At 51.4% G+C, this 25,263-nt stretch carries 27 protein-coding genes and 3 pseudogenes; 26 read left to right on the plus strand and 4 right to left on the minus strand.

Going from position 1 to position 25,263, the window contains the following annotated elements; all coding sequences use genetic code 11:
• Positions 1-3: 3 nt before the first annotated feature.
• The 22 genes from IV433_RS17080 (at position 4) to IV433_RS17180 (ending at position 19,123) form a co-directional block, all read left to right on the plus strand.
• The gene (locus tag IV433_RS17080) at positions 4-1,218 is read left to right on the plus strand and encodes a pyridoxal phosphate-dependent aminotransferase (protein ID WP_155006810.1); all 1,215 of its coding nucleotides are present in this window, start codon (positions 4-6) and stop codon (positions 1,216-1,218) included.
• A gap of 410 nt (positions 1,219-1,628) precedes the next feature.
• On the plus strand, positions 1,629-2,543 hold the full coding sequence (locus IV433_RS17085; protein WP_155006811.1) for a hypothetical protein: 915 nt from the start codon (positions 1,629-1,631) through the stop codon (positions 2,541-2,543).
• A gap of 142 nt (positions 2,544-2,685) precedes the next feature.
• On the plus strand, positions 2,686-2,880 hold the full coding sequence (locus tag IV433_RS17090) for an AlpA family transcriptional regulator (RefSeq protein WP_155006812.1): 195 nt from the start codon (positions 2,686-2,688) through the stop codon (positions 2,878-2,880).
• Positions 2,881-2,896: 16 nt separating this feature from the next.
• Positions 2,897-3,481 (plus strand): DUF2857 domain-containing protein, encoded by a 585-nt coding sequence (locus tag IV433_RS17095; protein ID WP_195815045.1) that lies wholly within the window; start codon positions 2,897-2,899, stop codon positions 3,479-3,481.
• Entirely contained in the window at positions 3,471-3,680 is a 210-nt protein-coding gene (locus IV433_RS17100) for a TraR/DksA family transcriptional regulator (protein ID WP_048331252.1), read from the plus strand. The genes IV433_RS17095 and IV433_RS17100 overlap by 11 nt, the downstream gene beginning before the upstream one ends.
• 391 nt (positions 3,681-4,071) lie before the next feature.
• Positions 4,072-4,305, plus strand: a complete 234-nt coding sequence (locus IV433_RS17105) for a hypothetical protein (protein WP_195815044.1) — start codon at positions 4,072-4,074, stop codon at positions 4,303-4,305.
• 71 nt (positions 4,306-4,376) lie between these two features.
• On the plus strand, positions 4,377-5,087 hold the full coding sequence (locus IV433_RS17110) for a lytic transglycosylase domain-containing protein (RefSeq protein WP_195815043.1): 711 nt from the start codon (positions 4,377-4,379) through the stop codon (positions 5,085-5,087).
• On the plus strand, positions 5,087-5,380 hold the full coding sequence (locus tag IV433_RS17115; RefSeq protein ID WP_195815042.1) for a TrbC/VirB2 family protein: 294 nt from the start codon (positions 5,087-5,089) through the stop codon (positions 5,378-5,380). The genes IV433_RS17110 and IV433_RS17115 overlap by 1 nt, the downstream gene beginning before the upstream one ends.
• Before the next feature lie 10 nt (positions 5,381-5,390).
• Positions 5,391-8,135 (plus strand): VirB4 family type IV secretion/conjugal transfer ATPase, encoded by a 2,745-nt coding sequence (locus IV433_RS17120; RefSeq protein WP_195815041.1) that lies wholly within the window; start codon positions 5,391-5,393, stop codon positions 8,133-8,135.
• Positions 8,136-8,155: 20 nt separating this feature from the next.
• A complete protein-coding gene (locus IV433_RS17125) occupies positions 8,156-8,860 on the plus strand; it encodes a type IV secretion system protein (RefSeq protein WP_195815194.1) in 705 nt (234 codons plus the stop codon).
• Between the two features lie 11 nt (positions 8,861-8,871).
• Entirely contained in the window at positions 8,872-9,096 is a 225-nt protein-coding gene (locus IV433_RS17130; protein ID WP_195815040.1) for an EexN family lipoprotein, read from the plus strand.
• A 10-nt stretch (positions 9,097-9,106) separates the two neighbouring features.
• Positions 9,107-10,171, plus strand: coding sequence for a type IV secretion system protein (locus IV433_RS17135; RefSeq protein WP_195815039.1), 1,065 nt, complete (start codon positions 9,107-9,109; stop codon positions 10,169-10,171).
• A gap of 224 nt (positions 10,172-10,395) precedes the next feature.
• Positions 10,396-11,079, plus strand: coding sequence for a virB8 family protein (locus IV433_RS17140; RefSeq protein WP_195815038.1), 684 nt, complete (start codon positions 10,396-10,398; stop codon positions 11,077-11,079).
• Positions 11,079-11,990 (plus strand): P-type conjugative transfer protein VirB9, encoded by a 912-nt coding sequence (virB9, locus tag IV433_RS17145; protein ID WP_195815037.1) that lies wholly within the window; start codon positions 11,079-11,081, stop codon positions 11,988-11,990. Before IV433_RS17140 ends, virB9 begins: the two co-directional genes overlap by 1 nt.
• A gap of 12 nt (positions 11,991-12,002) precedes the next feature.
• Positions 12,003-13,247 carry a TrbI/VirB10 family protein gene (locus tag IV433_RS17150; RefSeq protein ID WP_195815036.1) on the plus strand — a complete coding sequence of 415 codons (1,245 nt, stop codon included), beginning with the start codon at positions 12,003-12,005 and terminating at the stop codon, positions 13,245-13,247.
• Entirely contained in the window at positions 13,237-14,262 is a 1,026-nt protein-coding gene (gene virB11, locus IV433_RS17155) for a P-type DNA transfer ATPase VirB11 (protein ID WP_195815035.1), read from the plus strand. Before IV433_RS17150 ends, virB11 begins: the two co-directional genes overlap by 11 nt.
• Positions 14,259-14,657, plus strand: coding sequence for a cag pathogenicity island Cag12 family protein (locus IV433_RS17160; RefSeq protein WP_195815034.1), 399 nt, complete (start codon positions 14,259-14,261; stop codon positions 14,655-14,657). The genes virB11 and IV433_RS17160 overlap by 4 nt, the downstream gene beginning before the upstream one ends.
• A gap of 44 nt (positions 14,658-14,701) precedes the next feature.
• Positions 14,702-15,004: a kikA from plasmid origin gene (locus IV433_RS26165; protein ID WP_229893435.1), complete on the plus strand. Its 303-nt coding sequence runs from the start codon at positions 14,702-14,704 to the stop codon at positions 15,002-15,004.
• Positions 15,005-15,053: 49 nt separating this feature from the next.
• Positions 15,054-15,359, plus strand: a complete 306-nt coding sequence (locus IV433_RS17165) for a dpoa decarboxylase (RefSeq protein WP_155006824.1) — start codon at positions 15,054-15,056, stop codon at positions 15,357-15,359.
• A gap of 777 nt (positions 15,360-16,136) precedes the next feature.
• Positions 16,137-17,873 carry a type IV secretory system conjugative DNA transfer family protein gene (locus tag IV433_RS17170; RefSeq protein ID WP_149380899.1) on the plus strand — a complete coding sequence of 579 codons (1,737 nt, stop codon included), beginning with the start codon at positions 16,137-16,139 and terminating at the stop codon, positions 17,871-17,873.
• Between the two features lie 8 nt (positions 17,874-17,881).
• Positions 17,882-18,634: a MobC family replication-relaxation protein gene (mobC, locus tag IV433_RS17175; protein ID WP_149380819.1), complete on the plus strand. Its 753-nt coding sequence runs from the start codon at positions 17,882-17,884 to the stop codon at positions 18,632-18,634.
• Between the two features lie 189 nt (positions 18,635-18,823).
• The gene (locus IV433_RS17180; protein ID WP_149380817.1) at positions 18,824-19,123 is read left to right on the plus strand and encodes a hypothetical protein; all 300 of its coding nucleotides are present in this window, start codon (positions 18,824-18,826) and stop codon (positions 19,121-19,123) included.
• A 317-nt stretch (positions 19,124-19,440) separates the two neighbouring features.
• Here the strand turns inward: IV433_RS17180 and IV433_RS17185 are convergent, their stop codons facing one another.
• Together IV433_RS17185 and IV433_RS17190 are read right to left on the minus strand one after the other, a co-directional pair.
• The gene (locus IV433_RS17185) at positions 19,441-20,385 is read right to left on the minus strand and encodes an ArdC family protein (RefSeq protein ID WP_149380815.1); all 945 of its coding nucleotides are present in this window, start codon (positions 20,383-20,385) and stop codon (positions 19,441-19,443) included.
• A 371-nt stretch (positions 20,386-20,756) separates the two neighbouring features.
• Positions 20,757-21,680: a LysR family transcriptional regulator gene (locus IV433_RS17190; RefSeq protein ID WP_149380813.1), complete on the minus strand. Its 924-nt coding sequence runs from the start codon at positions 21,678-21,680 to the stop codon at positions 20,757-20,759.
• A gap of 102 nt (positions 21,681-21,782) precedes the next feature.
• Here IV433_RS17190 and IV433_RS17195 point away from each other — a divergent pair, with 102 nt between their 5' ends.
• From IV433_RS17195 to IV433_RS17205, 3 genes are all read left to right on the plus strand, one after another.
• Positions 21,783-22,811, plus strand: coding sequence for a zinc-dependent alcohol dehydrogenase family protein (locus tag IV433_RS17195; RefSeq protein ID WP_149380811.1), 1,029 nt, complete (start codon positions 21,783-21,785; stop codon positions 22,809-22,811).
• 281 nt (positions 22,812-23,092) lie between these two features.
• A complete protein-coding gene (locus tag IV433_RS17200; RefSeq protein ID WP_195815033.1) occupies positions 23,093-23,401 on the plus strand; it encodes a hypothetical protein in 309 nt (102 codons plus the stop codon).
• 57 nt (positions 23,402-23,458) lie between these two features.
• Positions 23,459-24,082, plus strand: coding sequence for a hypothetical protein (locus IV433_RS17205; protein ID WP_149380808.1), 624 nt, complete (start codon positions 23,459-23,461; stop codon positions 24,080-24,082).
• 122 nt (positions 24,083-24,204) lie between these two features.
• Here IV433_RS17205 and IV433_RS17210 read toward each other — a convergent pair.
• Both IV433_RS17210 and IV433_RS17215 read right to left on the minus strand, forming a co-directional pair.
• Positions 24,205-24,599: pseudogene (locus IV433_RS17210) on the minus strand (ATP-binding protein); the annotation flags it as partial.
• Positions 24,600-24,813: 214 nt separating this feature from the next.
• Positions 24,814-24,953 (minus strand): annotated as a pseudogene (locus IV433_RS17215) (transposase domain-containing protein); the annotation flags it as partial.
• Positions 24,954-24,982: 29 nt separating this feature from the next.
• Here IV433_RS17215 and IV433_RS17220 point away from each other — a divergent pair.
• Positions 24,983-25,152: pseudogene (locus IV433_RS17220) on the plus strand (IS110 family transposase); the annotation flags it as partial.
• Between the last annotated feature and the right edge of the window lie 111 nt (positions 25,153-25,263).

Genomic DNA, 25,263 nt, shown 5'->3' on the forward strand with positions numbered 1-25,263 from the left:
TAAATGAGCCTCTCAAAACATACACTCAATAATTTCTTGGCTGCCGCCCTGCCTTCAGCGACTTATAAAGTCATAGATCGGGTAACGGCACTTCGTTCGGCTGGCGCTCAGATTATTTCACTCAGCGCAGGTGAACCCGACCTAGATACACCTGAGTTCGTGCGCGAAGCCGGTATCGCCGCTATCCGCTCCGGTCATACCCGCTATACCCAGGTTGCAGGCCTACGTTCGCTGCGTGAAGCGATTGCAGCCAAGTTCTTACGTGATAACGGATTAGACGTAGACTGGCACAACACGCTAGTGAGCAATGGTGGCAAACAGATAATCTTCAACGCATTGGCTGCCACGCTTAACGAGGGTGACGAAGTCATCGTGCCCACCCCATACTGGGTGAGCTATCCCGAGATTGTACAGCTTTGTGGTGGTAAAACTGTGGCCGCCCAATGCTCAGCAGAGAGCGGCTTTAAGCTCACACCCAAGGTACTTGAAGCCGCGATCACATCACGCACGCGTTGGCTTATTCTCAATTCTCCATCCAACCCGAGCGGCGCGGTGTATAGCCCTGCCGAACTAAAAGCGTTGGCCAACGTGCTACTTGTACATCCGCAGGTACTGGTGCTGTCCGACGATATCTATGAGCATCTGGTCTTTGACGGTCAAACCTTCTTCACATTGGCTCAGGTCGAACCCCGCCTAAATGAACGCGTTTTGACAATGAACGGCGTTTCCAAGGCCTATGCGATGACTGGCTGGCGTATCGGTTTTGGTACTGGCCCCAAATGGCTGATCGAAGGAATGGAAAAACTACAGGGCCAGCAGACCTCTGGAGCCTGCACGATTTCTCAGTATGCTGCACTTGCGGCTCTAACTGGGCCACAGGATTTTATTGTCCAGTCACGTGCAGTATTTCAACGAAGGCGCGATATGGTGGTGAGCGCGATCAATCGGATCCCCGGGCTGCACTGCAAAGTACCGCAAGGCGCTTTCTACGCATTTGCCTCATGCGAAGGTCTGATCGGCAAGACCACTCCTGCGGGCACGGTCCTCTATAACGACGAAGATGTCGTCAATGCATTACTTGATGAAGCTGGTGTGGCAACTGTCCATGGAAGCGCCTTCGGTATGGGACCGTATATCCGTATTGCCTATACACTCGACGACGACTCACTAGCCCAAGCTTGTCAGGCCATGCATATTTTCTGCCATTCTCTCTCATGATAAAGCAGAGATAAAACATAAGGTAACTTTCTCACAGGTGAAAACGAAAACCATTTTGGTACATCGCAAGATCTGCATGAGTATTTACAGATACGGAGGTTACCGTTAAAAATGGGATTCCACACTAAATTGCAGAATCTCACAGCTATGAAGTTCTCATCATATCACTTTATGACAGCCGCCCATTTTAAAAAAACATGACAAAAAAACCATTTAATATCAAAAACAACCAAAGACAATAAAATAAATAATTTAAAAATAATTGATTAGTTAAAAACACTTCCTTCAATAACGAAACCTTTCCTTTCCCTGAATACTAACTCAGAGAATAACGCACGCAGCTTAATTAAAGGAGTCAGGAGCTGTTGTTTATACAACAGGAAATTTCGTTATGTGAAAGGAGATGGTTTATGCCAACAAAAGACGTGCATTTAATTACTAAAAATAATTACGCTAGCTGGGCTACTATACCAGAAGCTGTAGAGATGGTTAACCGACAAACAACCAATAAATTGACAGATGGAGATATCTACAGATATGCTTTACAAGGAAGCATCCGACTTTCTATATACTTCCAGTCTCCGATAATATTACGAAGAGTCAGAATTAAAAAAAATAAAGTAAAACTTAGTCTAATTGACAGCTCACTGGCCAGTCGTATTTGTTTTCTTGATAAGAATTTTTTTATTAACGGTATAAATTTGATAGTAAGCACTGAAAGTAAGAGTTTTTCACCGATAGACAAAATCATTGACACTACGTTAATGGGGCTAGAATATATCGCCACACAACGTTTCCTTGCTCATTCCCTCGGTATTCCGTTACCCGTCACCGGTGCCAATGATAGAATTCATGGTATTTCCGTTAATATTTCTGGTGAGATATTTTTACTTTTCGAAAAAATAACATGGCAGGAGAGAATTAGTAAACAAATAGCCCAACTACCTCAAAATATAACAACAAAAATCCATGAACAAATTTCATCCCCGCATCTATCCAAATGCTACCAAAAAGAACACTTCCCGATTCATCAATTACCAAATGATGCCTGTTTTGTTATCCGTGATACTGAACTTGAGAAATTAATCGATCTATCAGTCAGAGATAAAATAACCAAACCAAATTCAACACGTGTATCCACACCATTATCCCGCTTGTTCTGGCTTGCCTGTAAACATAATGAGGCCATCAGCCCATTAATCAGGAAGCCCTATAAGCTGCTGTCTATTTTCGAGCAATGGGCATCAGATGAAGGCATTACTGACAGGTTCAGTGGTGATACACTAAAAACTGCTCTGGAGCGTGGTTCCCCCTCATCAGATTGATTTGAGAAAAATCCACTAACCTGCAAGTCCGTATTAAGGACTCTGAAACCCGTAATACGGGCTTATCTGCTTTATTCTCCATCCCCACTTGTGTTCCTTTGTCTCCTCCGGGCATGCCCCATAACGGCCACAGGAGTAAACGATGACATCCCATCAGCTATTACGCCTAAAACAGGTTGAAATAAAAACCGGTCTGAAACGTTCGCAAATTTACCTGTATATGAAAGATGGTACATTTCCTCATTCAATAAAAATTGGACCAGCCAGTGTAGCCTGGCTCGAATCTGAAATTGACGAATGGATCGACCTTAAATTAGACAACCGCTTAACGCGTTGAAGGGAGATACAGAATCATGATCCCGTCATTAAATTTCGCCGTATTAACCGACGCACTGCATGCGCTGAAAGAAGGTAATGTTCATCACTGTGAATCATTGGGATTCACTTTCGAAGAAATGAACACCCTCAATCAGCTATCGCTTGATGAGCTGTTTATTGTCAGCCGGTCATCAGCGCCGTTTGTCACAATCAGCGTCCGCCATGACATTTTGCGCCATCTGATGGTATTGGCGCGTCAGGAGGTCCGCCAGCAGCAGCAAATTCACCGGGCGATTCGCTTAGGTGGTTCGATCGCGTTACTCAACCAGTATTTTGGCCTCACCTCCAATGAGGTCTGCCTTCGCCGCCGGTTGCTGGGTGTCAGCGTGCCTTATGGCCGGACGCCTGAACCAGATGAAGAGACCGATGCAGCTATCTGGCGGCAATGGCAAAAATGCCGGGTGGAAAATCTGGCTTCCCCGGAAGCACTGGTAGCCATGATGCAAGTCACTGAAACGTTGTTATCGCAGACGGAAGGGCTACCACTCACTACTGTCTGGAAGAGGATCACGCTTTGTGAGCAGGAAGCCGCCAGCAGGAGGGCATTGCATGCCGGATGAGATCGATCGCGATCAGGAATTTAATGAGCAGCGGTTGGAAGAGATGATTGAACAGAGCCGTTTTAAACCGGGAGCAACGCCATCATTATTCCACTGCCGTTTATGCGGTAAATCTATTCCTGAAAAAAGACGTCAGATGCTGCCGGGTATAACAACCTGTACCGAATGTCAGGAACAGCTTGAACGCCGCCGACGTTAATTTTACCGTTAAGACGTGGGGAGATTTCTCTCCACGTCTTTATATTTACTTTTAAATAAAAATGACGCCTTATTATATATTCTGCACCCCTCCACCTCCTCCCGCACTCTTAATTTCACCCCGATAATCTCTTTCATTTTCATTTTTACTTTCCCGTTCAGAAATCAATTCCTCTCATTCATCCTGAATGCGTCGTCACCCAATGGCTCAACTGATGGACGTTAATTCGTCCGGGCCGGGAATTGCTCTTTAAAAATATGAACCGGGCTGTCATATAACCTCAATTCAGGGTGCCGCTGAATGTTCTCGCTGACCCGTTAAAACCGGAATGCAGAACCGGGATGTGATCGAGGAACGTATTTTCAACCGTTTTGATGAAAGAGGGTAAATCATGAGAAAACCCGTTTATTACGCCTATATTGCCCAGGAAAGTCAGCCGGATGCTCAGGGCGAGAAAAATACGTACTGGACAAAAGTCGGTGTTGCCTTTGCGCACCACGGTAAAGCCGGTCTGAATATTGTCCTGACGCCCGGTATTGCCATCTCCGGCAAACTGGTCCTGCTGGAACCCCGCGAGGAAAACAGTCCGTCGCAGAGTACGGATCCTGTCGAAACCGAACAGTAATCCCTTTAATTCTGACTCCACAGCATGCAGCATCAGTAGACCCTGCATGCTGCCTGCTTTCTGAGGCCACCATGCTTTCCACCACTGCCTTTCTGGCGGCGGCCATGCAGTGCGCCGCCAGCATTCATCCGTCCACAGCACTCGACGTGGCACGGGTGGAATCCGGTTTTAACCCATATGCCATCGCCGAGATAGTCCCGAAGTCCGGAAGCTCTTCCGGCGATAAACACGTTATTTCTCATCTGCCAGCCAGCCGGGAAGAAGCAGAGCGTATTCTCCGCCGCCTGAGGGCACAGGACCACCGTTACTCTGTCGGGCTGATGCAAATCACCAGCACCAATTTCCGTCACTACGGCGTGACGGCTTCTGATCTGCTTGATCCCTGCACCAACCTGTCTGTTTTTGAACGCATCCTCAGCGACTGTTACCGCCGTGGCGGTTCCCTGAAAAGAGCACTGAGCTGCTATTACTCGGGCAATTTCCGTACCGGGCAACTGCCGGAAGCGGCGTTTTCCGGAACGAGCTATGTCCAGCGGATCGGCTATGCTCCGGGATCCACCCTCTATGCCGTCTCCGGCACCCGCGAGGATAAATCAACAGCTGCCGTTCCCCTGAAAGCCTTTCCTACCGGTGATGCCTCCCGTCCCCGCGTGATCTGGCCGGGCGCTGTCGTCCGTGGCGTCCCCGCGAACCTCCGTCAGAAAAACATCACCACCGCACAACTCTCCCCGCCGTCAGTGCGCCGGAGTCTCCCGCAGCCACCCCGTAAGGAGGAAGAATAATGAGGCTTTTCCGCAAGCTAAAGACGGCAGTCCGCGCAGTGTCTGCCGGTGCGCTGACCGTTTTCTCTGTCACCCCGGCGTTTGCCGACGGGTTTCAGCGCGCAAATACCGTGATGGAAAAAGTCTCCACCGGCCTTCATGGTCTGGCGGCCATCACCATCACTGTGGCCGTGATCTGGGTGGGTTACAAGACGCTCTGGAAAGGCGAAAGCCTGTCCCAGTGCGCCTATATCATCATCGGCGGGATCCTGATTGGCGGGGGCAGTGAGATCGGCGCACTGCTGATGAGCTGAGAGGTCATCTATGGCAAAGCTGCTCAAAGCAATGAAACGCCCGGCGGCATTGTGGGGGGTGCCGATGGTGCCCCTGCTGGGTGTCACCGGTATCACCATCATCGTCGCTGTCTGGACTTCCGTCGCTTTCCTTGCCCTGCTCCCGGTTGAATTTCTGGTGATGAAATCCGTCACCCGGAATGAGCCCATGCGGTTCAGCCTGATTGCCGTCTGGATCAGAGCAAGAGGAAAACCGGCAGCAAACCGTCTGTTTGGTGCAACAGCGTTTATGCCCGTTGAGCATGATGCTGTTGATATCACGGAGTTTCTCAACGCCATGAAACTGAATCAGTGTGCCACGCTCAGGAAGTACATTCCGTATTCATCGCATATTCATCAGCATGTTGTTCGCTCACCACACAGTGATCTCTACTGCACCTGGGAACTGACAGGGACCCCGTTCGATTGCGAATCAGAAGAAACGCTCAGTATTGACCGCAACCAGTTGCACGGACTCATCCGCTCATTCGAGGGGATGCCGGTCACCTTTTATATCCATAACGTGCGGGAGCCGTTTACCGATTCGCTGCATAAGGCATCCGGCAACCCTTACGCCGATGAAATCAGCCGTCTGTATTATGCATCGCTGGCGGCGGACCCGTTTCGCCGTAACCGCCTGTTCCTGACTGTCTGTTACCGTCCGTTTGTCAGCCTGGAAAAGGCCGGGCGCAGACGCATGAATGACGGCCAGAAGCTGAAAGAGCTTGACGCTGCGCTGCGGGAAATGCTTGAAATCAAAGGCTCACTCGATACCGCACTTTCACGCTACGCCGCACGTCCTCTTGGCACTTTCACCGAAGGCAACGCGGTATTCTCCTCCCAGTTAGCCTTTTATGAGTACCTGTTGACGCACCACTGGCGCAAGGTGCGCGTCACCCGCACTCCTGCATATTCGGTGATGGGATCGGCAGCGCTGTTCTTTTCCGGGGAATCCGGACAGATAAACCACGCGAGTGGTACAGGCTATTTCCGGGGGCTGGAGGTGAAGGAGTTCCCTGAGGAGACCGCAACAGGGATAATGGACTCACTGCTGTACGCCCCCTGCGATTACGTGATCACGCAATCCTACACCTGCATGTCACGCGAAGAGGCCCGGAAAGCCATCAAACGCACCCGCCGTCTGTTAATGAGTGCAGATGATGATGCCGTTTCCCAGCGACTGGATTTGGATGTGGCACTTGATCTGCTGACCTCGGGGAAAATCGCTTATGGAAAACACCATTTCTCCATCATGGTGTTTTCCCACACACTCGACAATCTGGTGGCCGATACCAGTGAAATCAGCAATGCCCTGAACAACCTCGGCATTACACCGGTTCCCGCCGCGCTTTCGCTTTCAGCCGCCTATATGGCGCAACTGCCAGGCAATTATCATCTGCGACCCCGCAAGGGCGAACTGAGCAGCCAGAACTTTGTTGAGCTGGCCGCACTGCACAATTTCTACCCCGGCAAACGCGATAACGCGCCCTGGGGGGATGCGATGGCCTTGCTGCGCACCCCGTCAGGGGATGGCTACTATCTGAACCTGCATAACACGCTGGCGGACAAGGACGAGTTCAATGAGAAGAACCCGGCCAGTACCTGCATTCTTGGCACCAATGGTTCGGGTAAAACCATGCTGATGACTTTCCTTGAAAACATGCAGCAGAAATACGGCCGTACGGACAGTTTTTCTCCGGATGCGAAAACCAAACGACTAACCACCGTTTATCTGGACAAAGATCGGGGCGCGGAAATGAATATCCGGGCACTGGGCGGCCGTTACTACCGCATCACACATGGCGACCCTACGGGCTGGAACCCGTTTTCTCTGCTACCGACGAAACGCAATATCAGTTTCATCAGTCAGTTGATGAAATTGCTGTGTACACGCAACGGCGCGACCATCACGCCCCGCGATGAACGCCGCCTGAATGACGCCATACAGGCAGTGATGAGTAATGAACCACAGTACCGCATCCATGGGATCACCCGTTTACTTGAGAATCTGCCTGAGCCTGCCACCCGGGAGGCACAGGAGAACGGCCTGAGTATTCGCCTGTCGCAGTGGGCGCAGGGCGGCGAGTATGGCTGGGTGTTTGATAACGCATCAGATACCTTCGATATCAGCCACTGCGATAACTTCGGCATTGACGGCACAGAGTTTCTGGACGATGCCAACGTCTGTGCGCCGATCTCCTTTTACCTGCTGTATCGCATCACCACGCTGCTCGACGGACGACGACTGGTTATCTTTATGGATGAGTTCTGGAAATGGCTGCGGGATCCGATCTTTAAGGATTTCGCCTATAACCGGTTGAAAACCATCCGTAAGCTCAACGGGATGCTGGTTGTGGGCACCCAGTCCCCGGCGGAAATCATCAGGGATGAGATTGCGCCCGCCATCATTGAGCAGTGCGGCACGAAGATCCTGGCAGCCAACCCCAGTGCCGACCGGGCGCACTATGTTGACGGGATGAAATTTGAACCGGAAGTGTTCGATGTGGTGAAAAATCTGGATCCGCAGGCCCGTCAGTATGTGGTCGTGAAAAATCAGTTCAGGCGTGGCGACACAAAACGTTTTGCTGCACGCGTGACGCTCGACCTCTCCGGTATCGGCAGATACACCCGAGTGATGAGCGGCAGCGCTGACAACCTCGAAATCTTTGATTCCCTGTACCGCGAAGGGATGCAGCCCCATGAATGGCTGGAGTCCTACCTGGCTCAGGCACTCTGATAACCCAAAGGAGATCCATGATGAAAAGGCGTTTTCATGCCCTGATGTTCGCGTGCGTCATTGCCAGCCCGCTGGCGCACGCTGGTATTCCGGTCCTTGTTGATGCTGACCCGATGCGTGAGCTCGAATGGCTGAAAGAAGCGCAGCGCTGGATGCAGACCGCGCAACATTACCAGAGCCAGATCCAGGCGTATAAAAATCAGTTAGCGACGGCCACCGGCGTCCGGGATATTGCAGGTTTTGTGGATCAAGCGAAGAGTCTGAAATCGGATCTGGAAAAACTGCGCAAGCCAGGCCAGACACTCAATGATCTGCTACTTTCCGGCGGCACCTCAGGACAGTTCGATGCGCTGTACGCGAAGTATCAGGTTTTCGATACCTGCAATGCCGAACAGTCAGGGCGCTATGCTGATACCTGCAAACAGCTGGTCATTAATAAGGCGATCCAGCTTGAGCAGACTGACGAGATCCAGGATCAGGTCAGCCAGACACTGGGCGAGATTAACGGCCTCTCGAACCGTATCGCACTGTCCAAAGACTCAAAGGAGTCTCAGGACCTTGCCAACAGTATTCAGCTAAAATCAGTGATGCTGAACACGCTCACTGACCAGTGGGAAATGAGCGTGAAGGCAGCAGAAAAGCGCGAAAAAGTACTGGAGGATGTGCGTATTAAACAGTGGAATCAGCAACAGTTAACTGCGCCAACCCCTGATTTAAACGGCTAAAGGAGTCTCACATGCGTTTATTAATCCTTTCTTTCCTGTCCTTATTATTCATCATCAGTGGCTGCAAAGAAGAAGCCAAAACCACTCAGTGGTACAAAGACCATCCCGATGAGCTAAAAGCGGTGTATGAAAAATGCCAAAAAACCGGCGATGCCTCAGATAACTGTAAAAACGCCAATGAAGCCCATTATCAAATTCAGCAATTAAATGCCCCCACTCCCGACCTGAACTCATAGTGAGGTTAATATGCCCGGTGGTATATTTATCGGTGTTGAAAAACACCTGATAGGAGGAGTTACTGACGCCACAAAGGGACTGATGATGTCATATTCCTCCATGATGGTGGGGCTGGCGGCAACATCAGCCACGCTCTATATCATGTGGCGCGGTTACCAGACCCTGGCAGGTAAGCTGTCCACGCCAATGGAGGATGTCATGTGGGACATCATGAGGATGGCGATCATTCTGTCCTTTGTGGCAAATGTCAGCGGTTATCTCGATGGGGTTATTGACGCCATCAATGGCTTAAAGGAGGGGTTTTCCGGCAGCGATAATATCTGGCAGTTACTGGATAGCTTATGGGGTAAAGCGAAGGTATTGGGTAAAACGTTACACGACATGGATAACTCAACGTACATAAAAGATGAGGGCATGACGGCTCAATTTTATGTCTGGCTCGGGATATTCGTTTTAATGATTATCACCGCCTTCATTTCAATGATCGCGGAAGTCATGGTGTTACTGCTCAGTATTACCGCACCCGTATTTATCTTTTGTCTGCTTTATGGCTTTTTACGCCCCATGTTTAACAACTGGCTGCAAAATGTTTTCGCCGCAATATTAACGGTTCTGTTTTCTGCGTTGTCACTGCGCATTGTCGTTAATTATTTAAACTCGCGGTTAGATATCGCAACACAACTGTCAGCACAATCCAACATTGTGGAGTTAGGCGCACAGGTCTGTCTGGCCGGTGTCTGTGCAGCAATACTGGTCTACCTTTCCGCAAAACTGGCCGGAGCGCTGGCCGGGGCCAGTGCAACCGTGTCCATGCAGGGGCTGGCGGCGGTGGGTATCGGCGCGGCGGCGTTTGGTGCCGGGAAACTGACAGCAGGAGCCGGACTGCAGACAACTCGCACCCTTCAGGACAATATTCTGGGCTGGAGAAATGCCAGTGCGGGTAAACCTGGCAGTGGTCCGGGGTATAGTGCGGCTCAGGCGCGTAAAAACGCGATTGAGCAGATGATCGCCCGCAACGAAGCCCGGCGACTGGCGCAATCAAGAGAAATGGCCGTTCAAAAATTCCATCGTTAAATCTGTCATCCCTGGTCGAAATCTCCCCCCGTTACATCCCTTGTGAAAACATAGCCGTGTTTTCATTTCACTGATCTCACTGAGGAAAACCCCCATGAAACGCTTAATTGCGCTGGCTTTGCTGTGCGCACTTTCCGGCTGCACACAGTCTCCCCGTCCTCCTGCCTTTGGTGGTCAGGGCCTCCCGGTAAACACCCCTCAGATAATGGCGGAGTTAAACAGTCATGAGTGAACAAGCCATCATTGCAGATTCCCGCACTTTTGAGCAGCAGATGATTGAGCGGGACAAACGTGCCACAAAAGCCGGATTTATGGTGGGCGGCGCGGGCCTGCTTCTCGCCGCACTGGCGCTTATCGCCGTAGTGCTGATGTTGCCGCTGAAACAAACGGTCGTTGAACTGTACACCGTGGATAATCATACCGGGCGGGTGGAGCACATCACCCGCGTATCAAAGACCAGCCTGACGGCCGAGGACGCTTATCAGAAGGCGATGACCGCCAGCTACGTCAGACTGCGTGAACGGTACGTGTACCCTTCCCTGCAGGACGATTATGCAGCAGTACAGGTTTATAACAGTCCTCAGGTTAACGATGACTACCTGGCGCTGTATGCCGGAAAAGATGCCCCGGACAAGGTCTGGCAGAACGCGGCTCATACCGTGCAAATCGACATCCTGTCAAATCAGATCACCGAAGGCACTGCCCCCGATAAAGTCGCAACTCTCCGATACAAAAAGACTATCCGCCGCCTCGCAGACAACAACACCCACACCGAATACTGGGATGCCCGCCTGACGTTCCACTCCGCTCCCGGCAGAGAAATGAGCGATACGGAGCGGGAGATTAACCCGTTCGGTTTTACCGTGACCAACTGGCAGTCAGATCGTGAAATCCGGGGAGGTGAATAATGAAAAGCATCATCCTTATCGCACTGGCGCTGATGATGTGTGGCACGGCATGGTGCGCGGCCATCCCGCAGGCCAGCCGCTATGATGCCCGCGTTCAGCAGGTTGTCTATAACCCGCTGAACGTCACCGTCGTCAGCACCCGGCCCGGCTTCATGACCACGCTGGTCTTTGACAGCGATGAAGCGGTCATCAGTGCCAGACCCGGTTTTGAAGAAGCGTGGGAAGCCACACCGGACGCCAACCGGGTCAACGTCCGCCCGGTGGCGCTCGTTCAGGGCGCGCCAAGTACGGACGGTAACACCACGCAGGTGGTGATCCCCCCTAACAGCCAGGACTGGCATACCAACCTGCTGGTCGTCACCACCCGGCGTCTGTACAACATCGAGCTGAACGTCATCGATGATAAGTCATCTCAGCAGCCTGCTTTCCAGGTGAGCTACCGCTATCCGGGCGAAGCGCTGGAGAAAACCCGCCGGGAGGCGACGGCCAGGCAACGCGAACAGTCGCAAAAGCAGCAGCAGGCCGACATTCAGCAGGCCCTGAACAGTGCGCAAACGCCGCGCAACTGGGACTACCTCAAATATCCGGGTCGCGACAGTGCCCGGATTGTTCCGGATTTTGCATATGACGATGGCCGCTTTACGTTCGTGGGTTTCTCCCCGACCAAATCCATCCCTTCCGTAACCAAAGAGCTCAACGGCCAGGAGCATGTGATTAACAGCAGTGTCCGCAGAAAGGGCGACTTCACCGTGCTGGTCATTCAGGAGGTCACGCCCCGTCTGGTCCTGCGTTCCGGTAACGCCGTAGTCGGCCTGGGAAATCGTGGATTTGGCAGGGTCCAGGCCGCTGATGGTGCCACGGTTTCTCCACAGGTTGAACGGGTGGAAAAACCTCAACCCACTGACAACTAAGGAGCCATGCAGATGAATGACGAATATCAGCATTCTGTGTCTGATGGAGCCCGACCTTCTCCGGCGCAGACGGGTGACGATATTGCCGCGCTGGAGCGCGAGGCCCGTACAAAGCGTGAAGCGGCACTTCTCACAGAGCAGGACGATGAAGAGAACAACTCGCTACAACCCACCGTCAACAAACTGAAAAAGCGCAGGCGCGGGAAAGCCACCGCTTTTCTGGCGCTCGCCGCCGTTGCGCTGATTGCACTGGCATGGGCAGGCAACTGGGTATACCGCAATCTGCTCTGGCAACCCGGTGAAGAGAAGCGGCAGGATGCTGCGCCACAGACGAACCGGACCGACTACCGGCAGCGTACCGATCTGGGTACGCAAGATACCGAAGCCGAAGCGTCGGAACCGGCGGAAAACAGCCCGCGCATTACGACAGTCTCGGAGCCTGAGGTTCCACCTCAACTTGATAAAGCCCATTTTCTGATTCGTCGCGATAGGTCAGCCGCTGCGACCCAAGCCCCGGTACGGACCCGGCAGCAGGAGATGACGCAGGCAACCTCTGACGAGCAACCGTCAGAAACGTCATCCACTGCCCGGCAAAATACCGCCGCGCCACAACCGGAACTCTCTCCTGCAGCGGTCCGGCGTATTCCTTACAACCCGGACCTGTACGTCCCGGAAAATACCGCCATTCCCTGTTCACTGGATTACCGCTTTGTCTCGGACCGGGCAGGGAAAATCCGTTGCACGATCGCCGACGATATCTGGAGTGCCAGCGGTAATACGAAACTGATTGAAAAAGGGACCACGGCTTCAGGCGTTTACCAGACTGGCGCAGAGACAGGAATGACGCACGGACAGGGCCGCGCCTTTCTCATCATCACAAAACTGCGTACCCGCCAGCCCCCTTACCTTGATATTCCGCTGGTCGATACCCGTGCTGCCGGAGAACTGGGCGAGGCTGGCGTTGACGGCTGGATCGACACGCATTTCAGAGAGCGATTCGGTGGCGCATTACTGGTTGGTATGATCCCTGATATTGGTGCATGGGCATCCAACAGTGCTGGTCAGAAAGATCGAAACACGGACTATACCGAAAACAGCCGTCAGGCCATGGCGGATATGGCACGTACCACGCTGGAAAACAGCATCAATATCCCACCGACCCTCGACAAAAATCAGGGGGAGATCATCAATCTGATCACCGGACAGGATATTGATTTCTCCGGCATCTATACGCTGAGGATGAAAAATGACCGCTAAAAATATCTCCCTGGACCGCTATAAACAGCGTTTTTTTGGTGATTTTCTGGCGCTTCCCGGCCTGACGGAGATAGCCGTTAATCGTCCTGGCGAGCTTTTCACCAAAATTAACGGCGTCTGGGAACAACACGCCGCTCCGCTGGATTATGAGGGCTGCTACAACTTCGCCAGATGCCTGGCGAAGCATCACGGCGACAATATCGAAGATATCAAGCCGGGGCTGTCGGCCACGCTGGAATCCGGTGAGCGCTGTCAGATCATCGTGCCCCCGGCCTGCGAGCGTGACACCGTGTCCATCACGCTGCGTAAGCCTTCACAGGTACAAATCCCGCATCAGGACTATATCGACGCCGGGTTTTATAGCCGGGTAACGGGGACGGAAAAAACGCAGACGCACGATCAGGAATTACTAGCCCTGTATAACGCAAAAGATATTCCGCTCTTTATGGAAAAATGCATGGAGTACGGTAAAACCATTGCGGTGGCAGGGGAAACCAGTACCGGGAAAACCACCTATATGAAGATGCTGATTAGTTATATTCCCCGCAGCCTGCGTGTCACGACCATTGAAGATAACCCGGAAATCACCTTTTTTATTCATAAAAACTACGTCCACCTTTTTTATCCGTCAGAATCGGCAGATGAAAAAGGGTCAATGGTGACGCCCGCCAACCTGCTGCGCTGGAATTACCGCATGAATCCCGACCGCATACTATTAACCGAAGTGCGCGGCGGTGAGGCCTGGGATTTTCTCAAAATAACCGGCTCCGGCCATGAGGGCAGTATGACCTCTGTCCATGCCGGTTCAGCCATGGAAGCGGTAGATGGGTTTATTACCCGCTGTTATGAAAACCCGCAATGCGCCCGGCTGCCTTACACCTTTATGTTACGCAAGGTACTGGACAGTCTGGACGTTATCGTGAGTATCGACCTGGACGGTAATGTGCGCCGGATGAATGATATTTATTTCCGGCCACTGCACCGCAGCGCCTTTTTTGAGGAGATGAAAGCATGATGAAGGTTATCAGTATGCTGCTATTTTCGCTGGTACTTTCCGGCTGTTCTTCACCCTTGCCACCGGTTCCTGTTGAATGGGATAAACCGGGCCAGTCAGTCAATACCGGTTTACCGCAATGGCGAGACAACCCGGTTATTATCCCTTCTCCGGTGGTAAAAGATAAATGGTTATTAACCATTCACGCACGGAATTTTAATGAGACACTCTGGACGCCCGCCGTATTTTACGCGGTCGCCCACTCTGCGCGTATTGTTGTTGCTACACCATCAGGCGCAGAATTCTTTACTGCAAAAAAATGGCTGCGCCGGTATGGCGCAAAAGGCGTTATTGCATATCAGTCGGTCTCTGGTTGCCTGACATGCAGCGACACCCGAATTTATTTCTCACATTAAATACTCCCGCCCTCTGAAATTCACCTTACTGTAAGGTATTAACCATGAAATATTCCGCTATTGTGGCGGCAGTGCTGTGCATTGCTGCCGGGATGCCTGTTTATTCTTTCGCTGCTGACCCGTGCGAAGTGGTGCTTTGTATGTACGGGAAAACAACCGGAAACAGTGGCGGGAGGGAATGTCGTTCCGCTGAACGAGCCTTCTTTAATATCGTCAAAAAGAACCGGCACGGATTTTTACCCTACCACACCCTGAATTCCAGAAAAGTTTTCCTGGGGGAATGCGCCAGTGCTGATCCGGAAGCGGTGAATAAAATTCTGTCCAGCTTTGGCAGGGTCAGAGGGTAATAACCCCCTGACCACTATGTTAATACACTTCCCGTATGGAGAAATAAAAGTGGATAAAGCAAACCTGTTTATTTCCAACATCCATTCAATGCATCAGGACAGAATATCGATCACGTGTATCTATGATTCTCTGTCAAAAGAAGCCTGCCTGGGATGCGGGCTTTATTATGAGATATATGAAAGCCGGTTCATCGGTTTATTGCGACATCATCTCTCACAGCTTAATGAGCCGGACGCAGAGAAGCTCAGACAATATGCCGAAAGTCAGGGCACGAAGGTCGATGATGAAGCGTACCGTGCGGCATTAAACGCTGAACAGGAATGCCGGACGGAAATAACCCGCGAACAAATGTGAATCACAGACATTAATAATATATCGAACGACGCCACAGACTGACAGACGACGGGTTTCAGGCGTGCTTATTTCAGGCTTCAATTTCGGAGAAATTGTTAAGCCGTAAAATAAGTACGTGGCGCGCGGACAGAAAATTCAATTCCGGAGGAATTGTTAATTTTCAGGCACCGCACCCACCTGCGAACATTCGCCCGGAGCGAATTGAGCAGGCCGGGGGGAGCCGAATAAATTTCGCCGCCCCAGCGAGCGAAAAGCTGTCGCCCACGACAGCGGTTTATTTGGGGGGCTGGCCCCGCACACCGTCAAGCCAGGTAATATTTCACGCCCCAGCGGGGAATATTGCCGATCAGGCGCGACCAACCCCTTTAAAGCAGCGTTCCCGTTTTTTGGAGCTTGCGAGAAAAAACAGGCGAAACGCGCGTCTTAAAGGGGTTGGTCGCGCGTAGCGTGCGACGGTGTGCCGCCCTTGACCCTGGGGGCTTTGACGCAGCGTTCAGCGAAGACACTGCCCCCATGTTTCCGGCTGTCAGGGCGTCCAGCCAGGACAAAGGAAACACGCCGTTGCCCGTCATGCGGGCGTTTCAGGGACTGACGACCACCGGTCGACAGACTTCTGAAAGCGTGGATAACGGGCATGAGCGCCACAGGCGTTCAGTGCTTTTCGTCCTTTTATGGGCGTCACCGGTGGGCGTCGCGCAGGGACGTGGGGTATCACGTCCATCGGTGACGCCCATGTGGTGCGCCCGTCACACCGAAATCAGACCGGAGATCACTGCAATGGGAACTCATCTGATGCAAAGGCTGAATGCCTTTTCGGATGCCTTTTCTGTTTTTCTGCTCTGGCTGCAACACAACCCGGTCATATTATCCATATTTGCCGGGCTGACGCTGCCCTTTATCTTTCATCTGCCACGCGAAGAACGAAAAAACGCTCCCTTCTGGTTAAAGTCGGTGGCGTGCGTGTCTATCTTCTTCTTTATATCCGGTACGCTGTTGCCGCTGACCATTCAGGGGCTGAGTTTTTTCTTTACAGTGCTAGATAATGACATTCTGCTCAGATTATCACTCTGGATACTGACGGTCGGATTTACGCTGGCCGGTCTGGCTTTTCATATTACTGCCCGAAGGCTGCTGACCGGGGAAATCGACAGTTTAAAACACCGGATGATTAAAAAAAGCAAACTGGAAAGAAATGTCCGAACGGATGTTCGTGAAGTCAGGGACATGTTACCAGACAGTATTTCGTATAATCCGCTGGATTATATTGACCTGAATAACGGTATTTTTATTGGGCTGGATAAAGACGACCAGCCGCAATATATCACCACCTACGAATTTCAGACCCAGCACGCCGACCTCATCGGCACCACCGGAGCAGGTAAAGGCGTCAGCGCCTGTGTTTTACTTTATCAGGCAATACTTTCTGGTGAAGGGGTATTTGTTGAAGATCCGAAAAATGATGAGTGGGCCCCGCATGTATTGCGTGAAGCCTGCCAGAAAGCGGGAAAACCGTTTGTCCTCATTAACCTGAATGACCTTCATTTCCAGCTTGATTTACTGGCTGATATTTCTCATGAACAACTGGAGGAGTTGTTTAATGCCGGTTTCAGTCTGGGGAAAAAAGGTGAAGGCGCTGACTTTTATCGTATAGCCGACCGACGGGCCGCCAGAAACACGGCAGCTATTTATGAAAAAGGCATGACGTTACGCGACTTATTTCACACTGACTTTGTCAAATCTCTCAGTGAAGATGTGCCTGCTTTTTATGGCGAACTGGAGGAAATCGCCCTGGTTAATTCCATTAACGCCCGCAACGGATTTTCATTAAAAACAATATTTGATGAAGGTGGGTGCTGTTACATCATCGGTTCAATGCGTAATCAGAAAATCATCTCAGCACAACGCATGATTTTAACCCATCTGATCCAGATAGCCGAAACGCGGGACCGGATAAAAGGGAAGCCCCGGCCCATCGCTATTTTCCTGGATGAACTCAAATATCACCTTTCCCGCCCGGCGCTTGAGGGACTTGGCGCAGCCAGGGACAAAGGTGTGCATATCATCATGGCGCATCAGTCGGTGAAAGATTTATATGACTGTCCGGCAGATCTGGAGGGGGATGCCGTCGCCGGTTCGGTTATCGAAAACTGTAAATTCATGCTGGTTTATCGCCTTCGCGATCCGGATACCGCCGACTGGGTGGCAAGGATGACCGGCTCTATTCTGGTTGACGATGAGATGAGAAAAGTGAAAACGGATATCACCCTGACGGAGAAAATGGAAACCGACCGGATGATCCGCCAGGCTGAACGCTATTATATCGACAGTAATATGCTGCTTAATCTGCCGAAATTTGTTGGTTTTGTATTTACCCAGAATGATCTGGCGAAGGCGACAAAGCTTTTTCACATACCGGCGAAAAAGCAACATATCGACCTGCTGTCATTTGAGCATAAAAACCCGCTGCATACTGAAAAAGACAATCAGGTTCACAAACCTTCCATTAATCTGTGAGGCTGCCCGTGCTTATTCATAACGTTACTGAAAGAAATAAAGCCGTCAACCGGAGAATAGAGGCACTGCTGAATTTTCTTAAGGAAGAAACATTCTCTGATTTCCAGACATTAAAAAAAGTTGTCGGCTATAAAGGAAAACATAACCATGCGATGTATAACCTGCTGAATAAAGCGGTTGCGCTGGGCTTGTTGAGTAAACATGAATATCCGGTACTGACCGGGAAAAAATCATTGTGGGGAATAACTATGCCGGGACTGGCAAGGGTGGTTAACGCGGATGATCCTGTTTTTCCCGCTTATTTTGAGCCGGGAAAACTCAGGCACTGGACGCTGGAGCATCGTCTGTTAAACCAGCGGGTCAGGCTGGCCCTGGAGGAAAAAGGCGGTACAGGCTGGCTAAACGGCGACCGGGGGGCGTTTATGGCGCGATATCCGGGTGTCCGGCACCGACCGGACGGCATTATTACCTTAAGCAGCGGTGCCATCGTTGCGGTGGAAACAGAGCGCTCGCTGAAAACCCGCGCCCGCTACATCAGCATTATTAACAGTCATTTGGCCGCCAGCGACACCGGACGCTGGCACTATGCCATGTATGTAATGCCGGATGATAAAACGAAAGAATCGCTGGTCAGGCTGTTTGGCAGCATCAGGACAGTGATGAGAAACAGTACTCCCGCTCCGTTTGATGCGAAAAACCGGGAAATGTTTCTCTTCCGTACTCTGGATGAACTGGAACAAGCATCCACCAACCGCGACTAAAACGCCAGCCCCTATTGTGGATGTACACAGGATAATAGACACCCTGCTATGACTGAAAGGTTACCCAGCCCGACAGACGTCGAACATCAGCCCTCTCGCGAATTTTTAGACCGCGCTGGACGACAGGGACGCTCAACTGAGCGTATTACCTAGCAAAACCCATGATTTTAAAACAGACAGGAAAACAAAATGAACAGAAACGCCGACCCGCTTTCGGACGTACTCACTGAAATGTGCGCAAAAGCACTCGTCACATGGATGACTCATTCCGCACAGCAAGGCATGCCACGCGAAGAACTGCTGATACGCGGCAACGATTTTGTGTATGCCCTCCACGCCAATTTTGTTTTGCTACATGATGTTTTATCAGAAACGATGGAGGATATTCAGCAACAGAGTCATAAACTCGAAGAAAGCATAGACATTCTGGCGCAGCGTTTACACTCCCTCGGGGCAGAGGCCGATAATATGGTCGCCAGGATAAAATAATAATCTTTTCTTAACCTGTCCCCCTTCAACCAAAGCCTGACATAGGTCCTCCTGTGGGAGTCACTGACTCTTGCTGAAACGCACGCACCCCAGCAACATAATATTCATCCCGATCTTAGCTGCGCCAGTAGCGTAATCACTGGGGTTAACATTCCTTTTGCGGTATGCGCGGGCTCTTTGCCGCCCGCCCCCGCAGCCTTCGAATTTTCCGGACATAATATGTCCGGAAAATTCGAAGGGAAATTGAAACACTGGCACTCTCCCTGCCCCGGTATAAGGTTAAAGCCGCATTCCCTTGCGGCTTCTTATCCTCCTGCTCAGACCTTCTCCATCAGATAACGATGCGCTTTCGATGCCGCGCTGGCGGCTTTGAAGATATAACGCTTGTCGTTTTTCAATGCCTTCAACCAGGAAGCGATATAGCTTTCGTGCTGGACCTCTCCATCAATCCCCAGATCCGCCATCAGGAACGCGCTTCCCAGCTCGGCGATCAACTCCTCAAATGCATAATCGGCACTGCCAAATTTCCCTTTCATTTCACGGTTCAGGCGTTTTTTTGCACCGCTCCAGTGCACCAGCTCATGCAGACCTGTAGCGTAAAAATTAGCGGCATCAGAAAAAAGGTGACGCTCCGGTAGCCAGACCTCATCGTTTGAAGGGCTGAAAAAGGCATTTTGGCCTTTCTCTATGATCTTAGCTCCACTGCTACGAAACAGATTTTCGGCCTGCGGCAACGGGTCAAACGCCACTTCCGGGGCAACAGTTTCTGCCGTCAGTGAGAGACCATCAATTTGTTCGACGTTAAACACGGTAAAGGTTTTCAGCATCGGGATATGCTCAGTGTCTCCGGCGTCGTTTTCCTTCTCCAGCGTGGTGTAGAAAATCGCAGTCGTACCGTGCTCACCTTTGCGAACTTGTCCGCCTACTGCCTGCGACTGTTTGTACGTCATCCAGCGGGAATCGCTGAAACCCTGTTTTGACGCACTGCACCACAGCAACATGATATTCATGCCGCTGTAGGCCACGCCAGTAGTGTAATTGGATGGCAGACCAGACATACCTGGTACGCGCTGCCACGGGCAGGACCACGGTTTAACACCCGCTTCAAGTGCAGCAATGATGCTGTCGGTGACGGTCTGATAAATATCAGTTCTGGTTTTAGACAATTTCGTTTTTGAGGAGCCTGACGGGTCCAGCGGGGATACGCTGGTCGCCGCTGCGGTGTTAGGGGCGCTGGTCTGGGTATGCAGGGAAGTCATCATGGTTTTTTCTCCGTCAGTTGTGTGATATTCGTCTTCGTATCGCCTGACGGTTCGCTTTCCCGGCATCGTTCCGGCCAGCAAGGGCGCAGAATGCGTGTACTTCACCCTTGCGGGACGGGTTGTGTTGGGAAACGATTAACCGGAAGCCGATACAGAAACGAAAAGCACACAGGAGAAAAAAACTTGCCCTTGCATAGCCGAGCGTAGCGCCCCTTACTTCGCAGTGGTGAAAAGCAGACTGGTGGTGTTAAGTCGGAGACTGGCACTGACAGGAACTTCATGTAGGTGTTAGCATGCTTTCCTGCCGGACGAGACGATCCTGCTAACCTGGGGTGGTTTGTTCTTAAATTGTCTCGTTCCGGCATTAATCACTACCGGGTCCGGACTGTCTCCTCATTGAACGCAGCGTACAGTCTGTCCACCACAGCCCGGATCCGGGGTGAGAGATTTCTTGAAACAGGCCACAGCGCCGTAACCGGAGCATCATTCTCGGGAGTCTTAACAGGTATAATCCTCAGTTGCCCTTTAGCTATTTCGTCTCCGGCCAGCCATGTTGACAGGAAGGCAATCCCCATCCCTCCCACAGCCGCGTCCCGCAAAGCTTCCCCCTGGCTAACAATGTGACGGACAGTGGGTTCAAGCAGGACCATGCGGCCATTTTCATCCAGCACTTTCCAGGGCAAGACTTTGCCATCCCTTGAAAAGCCAAGGCAGACATGTGAAAGCAGTTCTTCTGCGCTGCCAGGTCGGCCGTGACGATTAATGTATGCAGGAGAAGCGCATATGACAGAACGCTGAGTGGCGATTTTTCGCCCGGCAAGACTGGCAGAGTTTCCTGTGTCACCCAGTCGCACAGCAAGATCGATATTTTCCTCGATAAGGTCCACCCGGCGATCAGTGAACGTGATATCCAGTTTAAGTTCCGGGTATTCAGAACACAGCGTAGCAAGGACAGGCATGACACAAATCCGGCCATATGAGACGGGAAGACTGATGCGCAGCGTACCTGAAACCACCTTTTTGCGGGACGCCAGAAGAGATTCTGTTTCATCAAGCTCATCCATAACCCTGAGGCAGCTCCGGTAATACAGCTCACCCTCTTCGGTCAGGCTGATGCTGCGGGTGGTTCGGTTCAGCAGTTTAACACCGAGCCTTTGTTCAAGGCGGGCGACATGTTTACCGGTCGCCGATTTTGATACGCCCATCCGGACAGCGGCAGCGGTGAAACTGCCTGTCTCCACCGTATGCACAAAAGCGGCCATGCTGAGTAACTGAGAATGAAGGATGAACGCCATTCAATTGTCTCCATATGGGAGGAAATATCACTCCTTTATATCGCGATACACGCCGTATTGTTGTCAATAAGATGATTTTTCCAACTTACTGGAGAAAACACTATGGCTCAAATGATGAAACGCTGGCAGTTGTCGTCTTTCGGCACTGAAAACCTCCACCTGGCAGACGTGCCTTTGCCGGAACCAGGGCATAACGAATTGCTGGTTAAAGTCTCTGCGGTCTCCCTTAACTACCGGGATAAACTGGTGCTGGAGGGGAAACTGTTGCCTGACCTGCCGGAAATGCCTTTCACGCCCGTTTCAGATATGGCGGGGGTTGTTGTCGCAGCAGGACCCGGCGTGACCCGTTTCCGTAGCGGAGACCGGGTCACAGGAAATTTCTGGACGCAGTGGCTGGATGGCGATGCGCCAGAAGACATGGTCCGTCATGGTCGCTCACTGGGCGGACCGCTGCCCGGAATGCTGGCTGAATATGTCATACTCCACGAAGATGTGGCTGTCGCCTCTCCTAAGTCACTGAGTGACGAGGAAGTTTCCACTCTGCCGGTTGCGGCCCTGACGGCCTGGTTTGCGCTGATGGAAACAGGAAATCTCAGAAAGGGACAGCGGGTGCTGGTCCAGGGAACCGGAGGCGTGGCTCTGGCAGGACTCCAGCTGGCACGGGCACTGGGTGCGGAAGTGATCGTTATCTCCCGTAGTGAAGAAAAACTACAGCGAGCGAAGGCGCTCGGGGCATCGAGTCTGATTAATACCCGCCAGACACCGGAATGGTCATCACGGGCTGCTGAGCTGTCCGGGGGGCATGGATTTGACCATATCCTAGAGCTGATCGGCGGGAATAACCTGCGCCAGTCTGCGGATGCTCTTGCGCCAGGAGGCAGGATTGCCCAGATTGGCTTCCTTAGAGGCAGTGAGATGATTCTTCCTGCCGTATCCCTGATGCTTAAAAGAGCGGTTATTCAGGGGATTACTGTGGGCCACCGACGGGCTCTTGAGGATTTATGTCAGGCAGTTGACCACCATCAGATTAAACCGGTGATTGATAAAATCTACGATTTCTCTGACGCGTTAGCTGCATTCACACACCTGGAGAGAGGTCCATTCGGGAAAATTGTCATCCGAATAGGTTAATCATTTGGGGCGTAAAAAGAAAAAGTTTGCTATTACGTATATCCTGCAGGGGGACATTGTCCTCCTCTTAATCTGACAGGCAGCTCAGTGCCAACAACGGACTTTTCTAAAGTCCGTACTGCAATTATAATTAGGCAGCAGATCACATTTGCACAGGCCGAACTCACCTGCCAGATATTTTCATGTGAAAGGTGCGGTTTAATATAAATTGGGCTGGCCTTTTATGATGCAATCGAGTGTCGGTCGATATACACTCATTTGCATATACGGGGGTATAAATTATGACCACACGTCGCATGCCGACCCTGACAGCCGAACAACTTCGAACCATAGCAAGTGAAGCGGTGGCAGACGTAGCACGCCAGAAAATCACCACATCAAAAAGCGCAGTGGAATTTTCGCGTAATCCTCAGAGAATGAGCCCCGTCGAATCGAAGGCCAAAGGAGCTGCAATCAGTACGGTGGGTCGTAAGACACTCAATAATCCAAGCGCTTCAGGCATCCAGAAGTCGTTAGCTGGTTCCGTACTCTCTCAGGCAGAAGCCAAAGGGTATTTCAAAGAAGCCTTTAATAAAGTGCGTAAAGGCTGATAGCTACATGATTCAATGCGCCCCTTAAGTGAGGGGGAATTTTTGGTGGAAAGGAACATGTCTCAACCAAAGAAATGGGTGTTTACTGAGCTCGTACAGGACTCAGACGAGCCGGAACAATTGATTGCTTATGCGATGTATAAAGCAGACAAAGATGATCTTGCAATACAATGCCGTGCAAGATTGCTTCCTGAGGCAGACATAGTGGTTGAACTCACCAGTTTCCATGACAGTATAGCTTATTCAGAAAGAAGGCTTCAGGACTATCGTGACAAGGCAAAACGGGCTGTAGATCAGCTGGTAGGCAGTGTAAGTGAGAGGGTCGCAGCCGCATACGATCAGACAATCGCTACGATGACGGATAATCATCAGATCGACCTGCAGGAAAAATGGAAAAAGTGGGGCGAAGATGCGGCGTTGTACAGTGCTCATCTTGCACAGCCAGTATGGTATACCCGGTTCGGGAAAGGCATTTTATCGTGGCTCGGTGGCGGTGTATCTGGCCTACTTGCGACCGCAATTTCTACACTCCTGATTGTCGGGGCTGTGTCCCTTTTCACTCCTTCAGTTAGGGATACAGCTCGAGATTCATTGAAAGGTGTAGTCGATACGTTGATCCCAGAAACACCCATTCCAGGTGTGACTGACGCAGTCAAAACAAACAAGCAAGAACAGCCCTGATTACAGCGCTTTTTTATGCGCTTTGGAACTAAGGAAACATATTTAAAGCGGTGTCACGTCCACTTGTTGTCAACGCCAAGATTTATGATCGTTTTTCGCCATTTTTAATGTCCGCTATTTGATCACTTCTGTTGTCCGCTTTCCGCCATTTCATCATCACTGATTGGCGTTGCGTTTTTGGCAGCACTCCGGCTTTGCGTTTTTCCTTCAACCGGTAACTTTCTCCTTTTATATTCACTGTGGTTGAGTGGTGCAGCAACCGATCCAGGATCGCCGTTGCCAGTACGTTATCGCCGAACATCTCTCCCCAGTCTGCGAAGCCTTTGTTTGATGTCAGGATAATGCTCGCTTTTTCATACCGTCGGTTCAGCAGGCGGAAGAACAGGCTGGCTTCCTCTCTGTTCATCGGCAGGTAGCCTATTTCATACAGGATCAACACCCGCGCATAGCTCAGCTGTTGTAGCTGACGCTCCAGCCGGTTTTCCAGCTTCGCTTTCATCAGTGTCGCTAATGTACGCACCCTGCTCTTGCTCTGCAGCGGTGAAAAAAGATTGGTGGTAATGAGTCGGGGATTGGCACTGACAGGAACTACATGTAGGTGTTAGCATGCTTTCCTGCCGGACGAGACGGTCCTGCTAACCGGGGGCGGTTTGTTCTTAAACGGTCTCGTTCCGGCATCAATCACAACCGGTGCTTATTTCGTAAGCATTAAGTGAGCGCCATATTGACGGTTATTTATCGGTGAGAGCCACATTCCATGGCAACTGTTCGGCCACCTTGTGCTGGACTACTCTCTCAGTTCGCCCTGGGTATGGCGAAGGTAGGCTTCGGGATTGATACCCTTGAGCCGGCCAGTTCCGATAAGTCCATACGCGCCCCCCCATCCCAACGGGGTAGACACTGTTCCTGTCAGCCTTTACTGCGCTCAGATATCCAATGGCTTACTACACACGCAAAATGAGCCAGGGAAAACGACATAACCAGGCACTTATCGCCCTAGCAAGACGGTGCTGTGACGTTCTGTTCGCCATGATGCGGACGGTACTTTTTATACCCCAACAGCGTCATAAACATGCTTGACAACTTATTAGGGGCCCCCTTTTTCTTGCTTCGTGGGCTCACCTGTTAACGATTTTAATCGCATAACACGGTGTCCACTATCCATAGGTAGGATGATCCTG

The sequence above is a fragment of the Rahnella laticis genome (genome assembly GCF_015644585.1).
GTDB lineage: Bacteria > Pseudomonadota > Gammaproteobacteria > Enterobacterales > Enterobacteriaceae > Rahnella > Rahnella laticis.

What these genes read in the sequence shown, in the direction of transcription:
- virB11 (WP_195815035.1), top strand. Translation starts at nt 13,237, where the DNA reads ATGACCGCTAAAAATATCTCCCTGGACCGCTATAAACAGCGTTTTTTT.
- IV433_RS17080 (WP_155006810.1), top strand. Translation starts at nt 4, where the DNA reads ATGAGCCTCTCAAAACATACACTCAATAATTTCTTGGCTGCCGCCCTG.
- IV433_RS26165 (WP_229893435.1), top strand. Translation starts at nt 14,702, where the DNA reads ATGAAATATTCCGCTATTGTGGCGGCAGTGCTGTGCATTGCTGCCGGG.
- IV433_RS17085 (WP_155006811.1), top strand. Translation starts at nt 1,629, where the DNA reads ATGCCAACAAAAGACGTGCATTTAATTACTAAAAATAATTACGCTAGC.
- IV433_RS17140 (WP_195815038.1), top strand. Translation starts at nt 10,396, where the DNA reads ATGAGTGAACAAGCCATCATTGCAGATTCCCGCACTTTTGAGCAGCAG.
- IV433_RS17105 (WP_195815044.1), top strand. Translation starts at nt 4,072, where the DNA reads ATGAGAAAACCCGTTTATTACGCCTATATTGCCCAGGAAAGTCAGCCG.
- IV433_RS17200 (WP_195815033.1), top strand. Translation starts at nt 23,093, where the DNA reads ATGACCACACGTCGCATGCCGACCCTGACAGCCGAACAACTTCGAACC.
- IV433_RS17120 (WP_195815041.1), top strand. Translation starts at nt 5,391, where the DNA reads ATGGCAAAGCTGCTCAAAGCAATGAAACGCCCGGCGGCATTGTGGGGG.
- virB9 (WP_195815037.1), top strand. Translation starts at nt 11,079, where the DNA reads ATGAAAAGCATCATCCTTATCGCACTGGCGCTGATGATGTGTGGCACG.
- IV433_RS17130 (WP_195815040.1), top strand. Translation starts at nt 8,872, where the DNA reads ATGCGTTTATTAATCCTTTCTTTCCTGTCCTTATTATTCATCATCAGT.
- IV433_RS17135 (WP_195815039.1), top strand. Translation starts at nt 9,107, where the DNA reads ATGCCCGGTGGTATATTTATCGGTGTTGAAAAACACCTGATAGGAGGA.
- IV433_RS17160 (WP_195815034.1), top strand. Translation starts at nt 14,259, where the DNA reads ATGATGAAGGTTATCAGTATGCTGCTATTTTCGCTGGTACTTTCCGGC.
- IV433_RS17205 (WP_149380808.1), top strand. Translation starts at nt 23,459, where the DNA reads ATGTCTCAACCAAAGAAATGGGTGTTTACTGAGCTCGTACAGGACTCA.
- IV433_RS17100 (WP_048331252.1), top strand. Translation starts at nt 3,471, where the DNA reads ATGCCGGATGAGATCGATCGCGATCAGGAATTTAATGAGCAGCGGTTG.
- IV433_RS17190 (WP_149380813.1), bottom strand. Translation starts at nt 21,680, where the DNA reads ATGGCGTTCATCCTTCATTCTCAGTTACTCAGCATGGCCGCTTTTGTG.
- IV433_RS17195 (WP_149380811.1), top strand. Translation starts at nt 21,783, where the DNA reads ATGGCTCAAATGATGAAACGCTGGCAGTTGTCGTCTTTCGGCACTGAA.
- IV433_RS17125 (WP_195815194.1), top strand. Translation starts at nt 8,156, where the DNA reads ATGAAAAGGCGTTTTCATGCCCTGATGTTCGCGTGCGTCATTGCCAGC.
- IV433_RS17170 (WP_149380899.1), top strand. Translation starts at nt 16,137, where the DNA reads ATGGGAACTCATCTGATGCAAAGGCTGAATGCCTTTTCGGATGCCTTT.
- IV433_RS17185 (WP_149380815.1), bottom strand. Translation starts at nt 20,385, where the DNA reads ATGATGACTTCCCTGCATACCCAGACCAGCGCCCCTAACACCGCAGCG.
- IV433_RS17180 (WP_149380817.1), top strand. Translation starts at nt 18,824, where the DNA reads ATGAACAGAAACGCCGACCCGCTTTCGGACGTACTCACTGAAATGTGC.
- IV433_RS17150 (WP_195815036.1), top strand. Translation starts at nt 12,003, where the DNA reads ATGAATGACGAATATCAGCATTCTGTGTCTGATGGAGCCCGACCTTCT.
- IV433_RS17115 (WP_195815042.1), top strand. Translation starts at nt 5,087, where the DNA reads ATGAGGCTTTTCCGCAAGCTAAAGACGGCAGTCCGCGCAGTGTCTGCC.
- IV433_RS17090 (WP_155006812.1), top strand. Translation starts at nt 2,686, where the DNA reads ATGACATCCCATCAGCTATTACGCCTAAAACAGGTTGAAATAAAAACC.
- IV433_RS17095 (WP_195815045.1), top strand. Translation starts at nt 2,897, where the DNA reads ATGATCCCGTCATTAAATTTCGCCGTATTAACCGACGCACTGCATGCG.
- IV433_RS17110 (WP_195815043.1), top strand. Translation starts at nt 4,377, where the DNA reads ATGCTTTCCACCACTGCCTTTCTGGCGGCGGCCATGCAGTGCGCCGCC.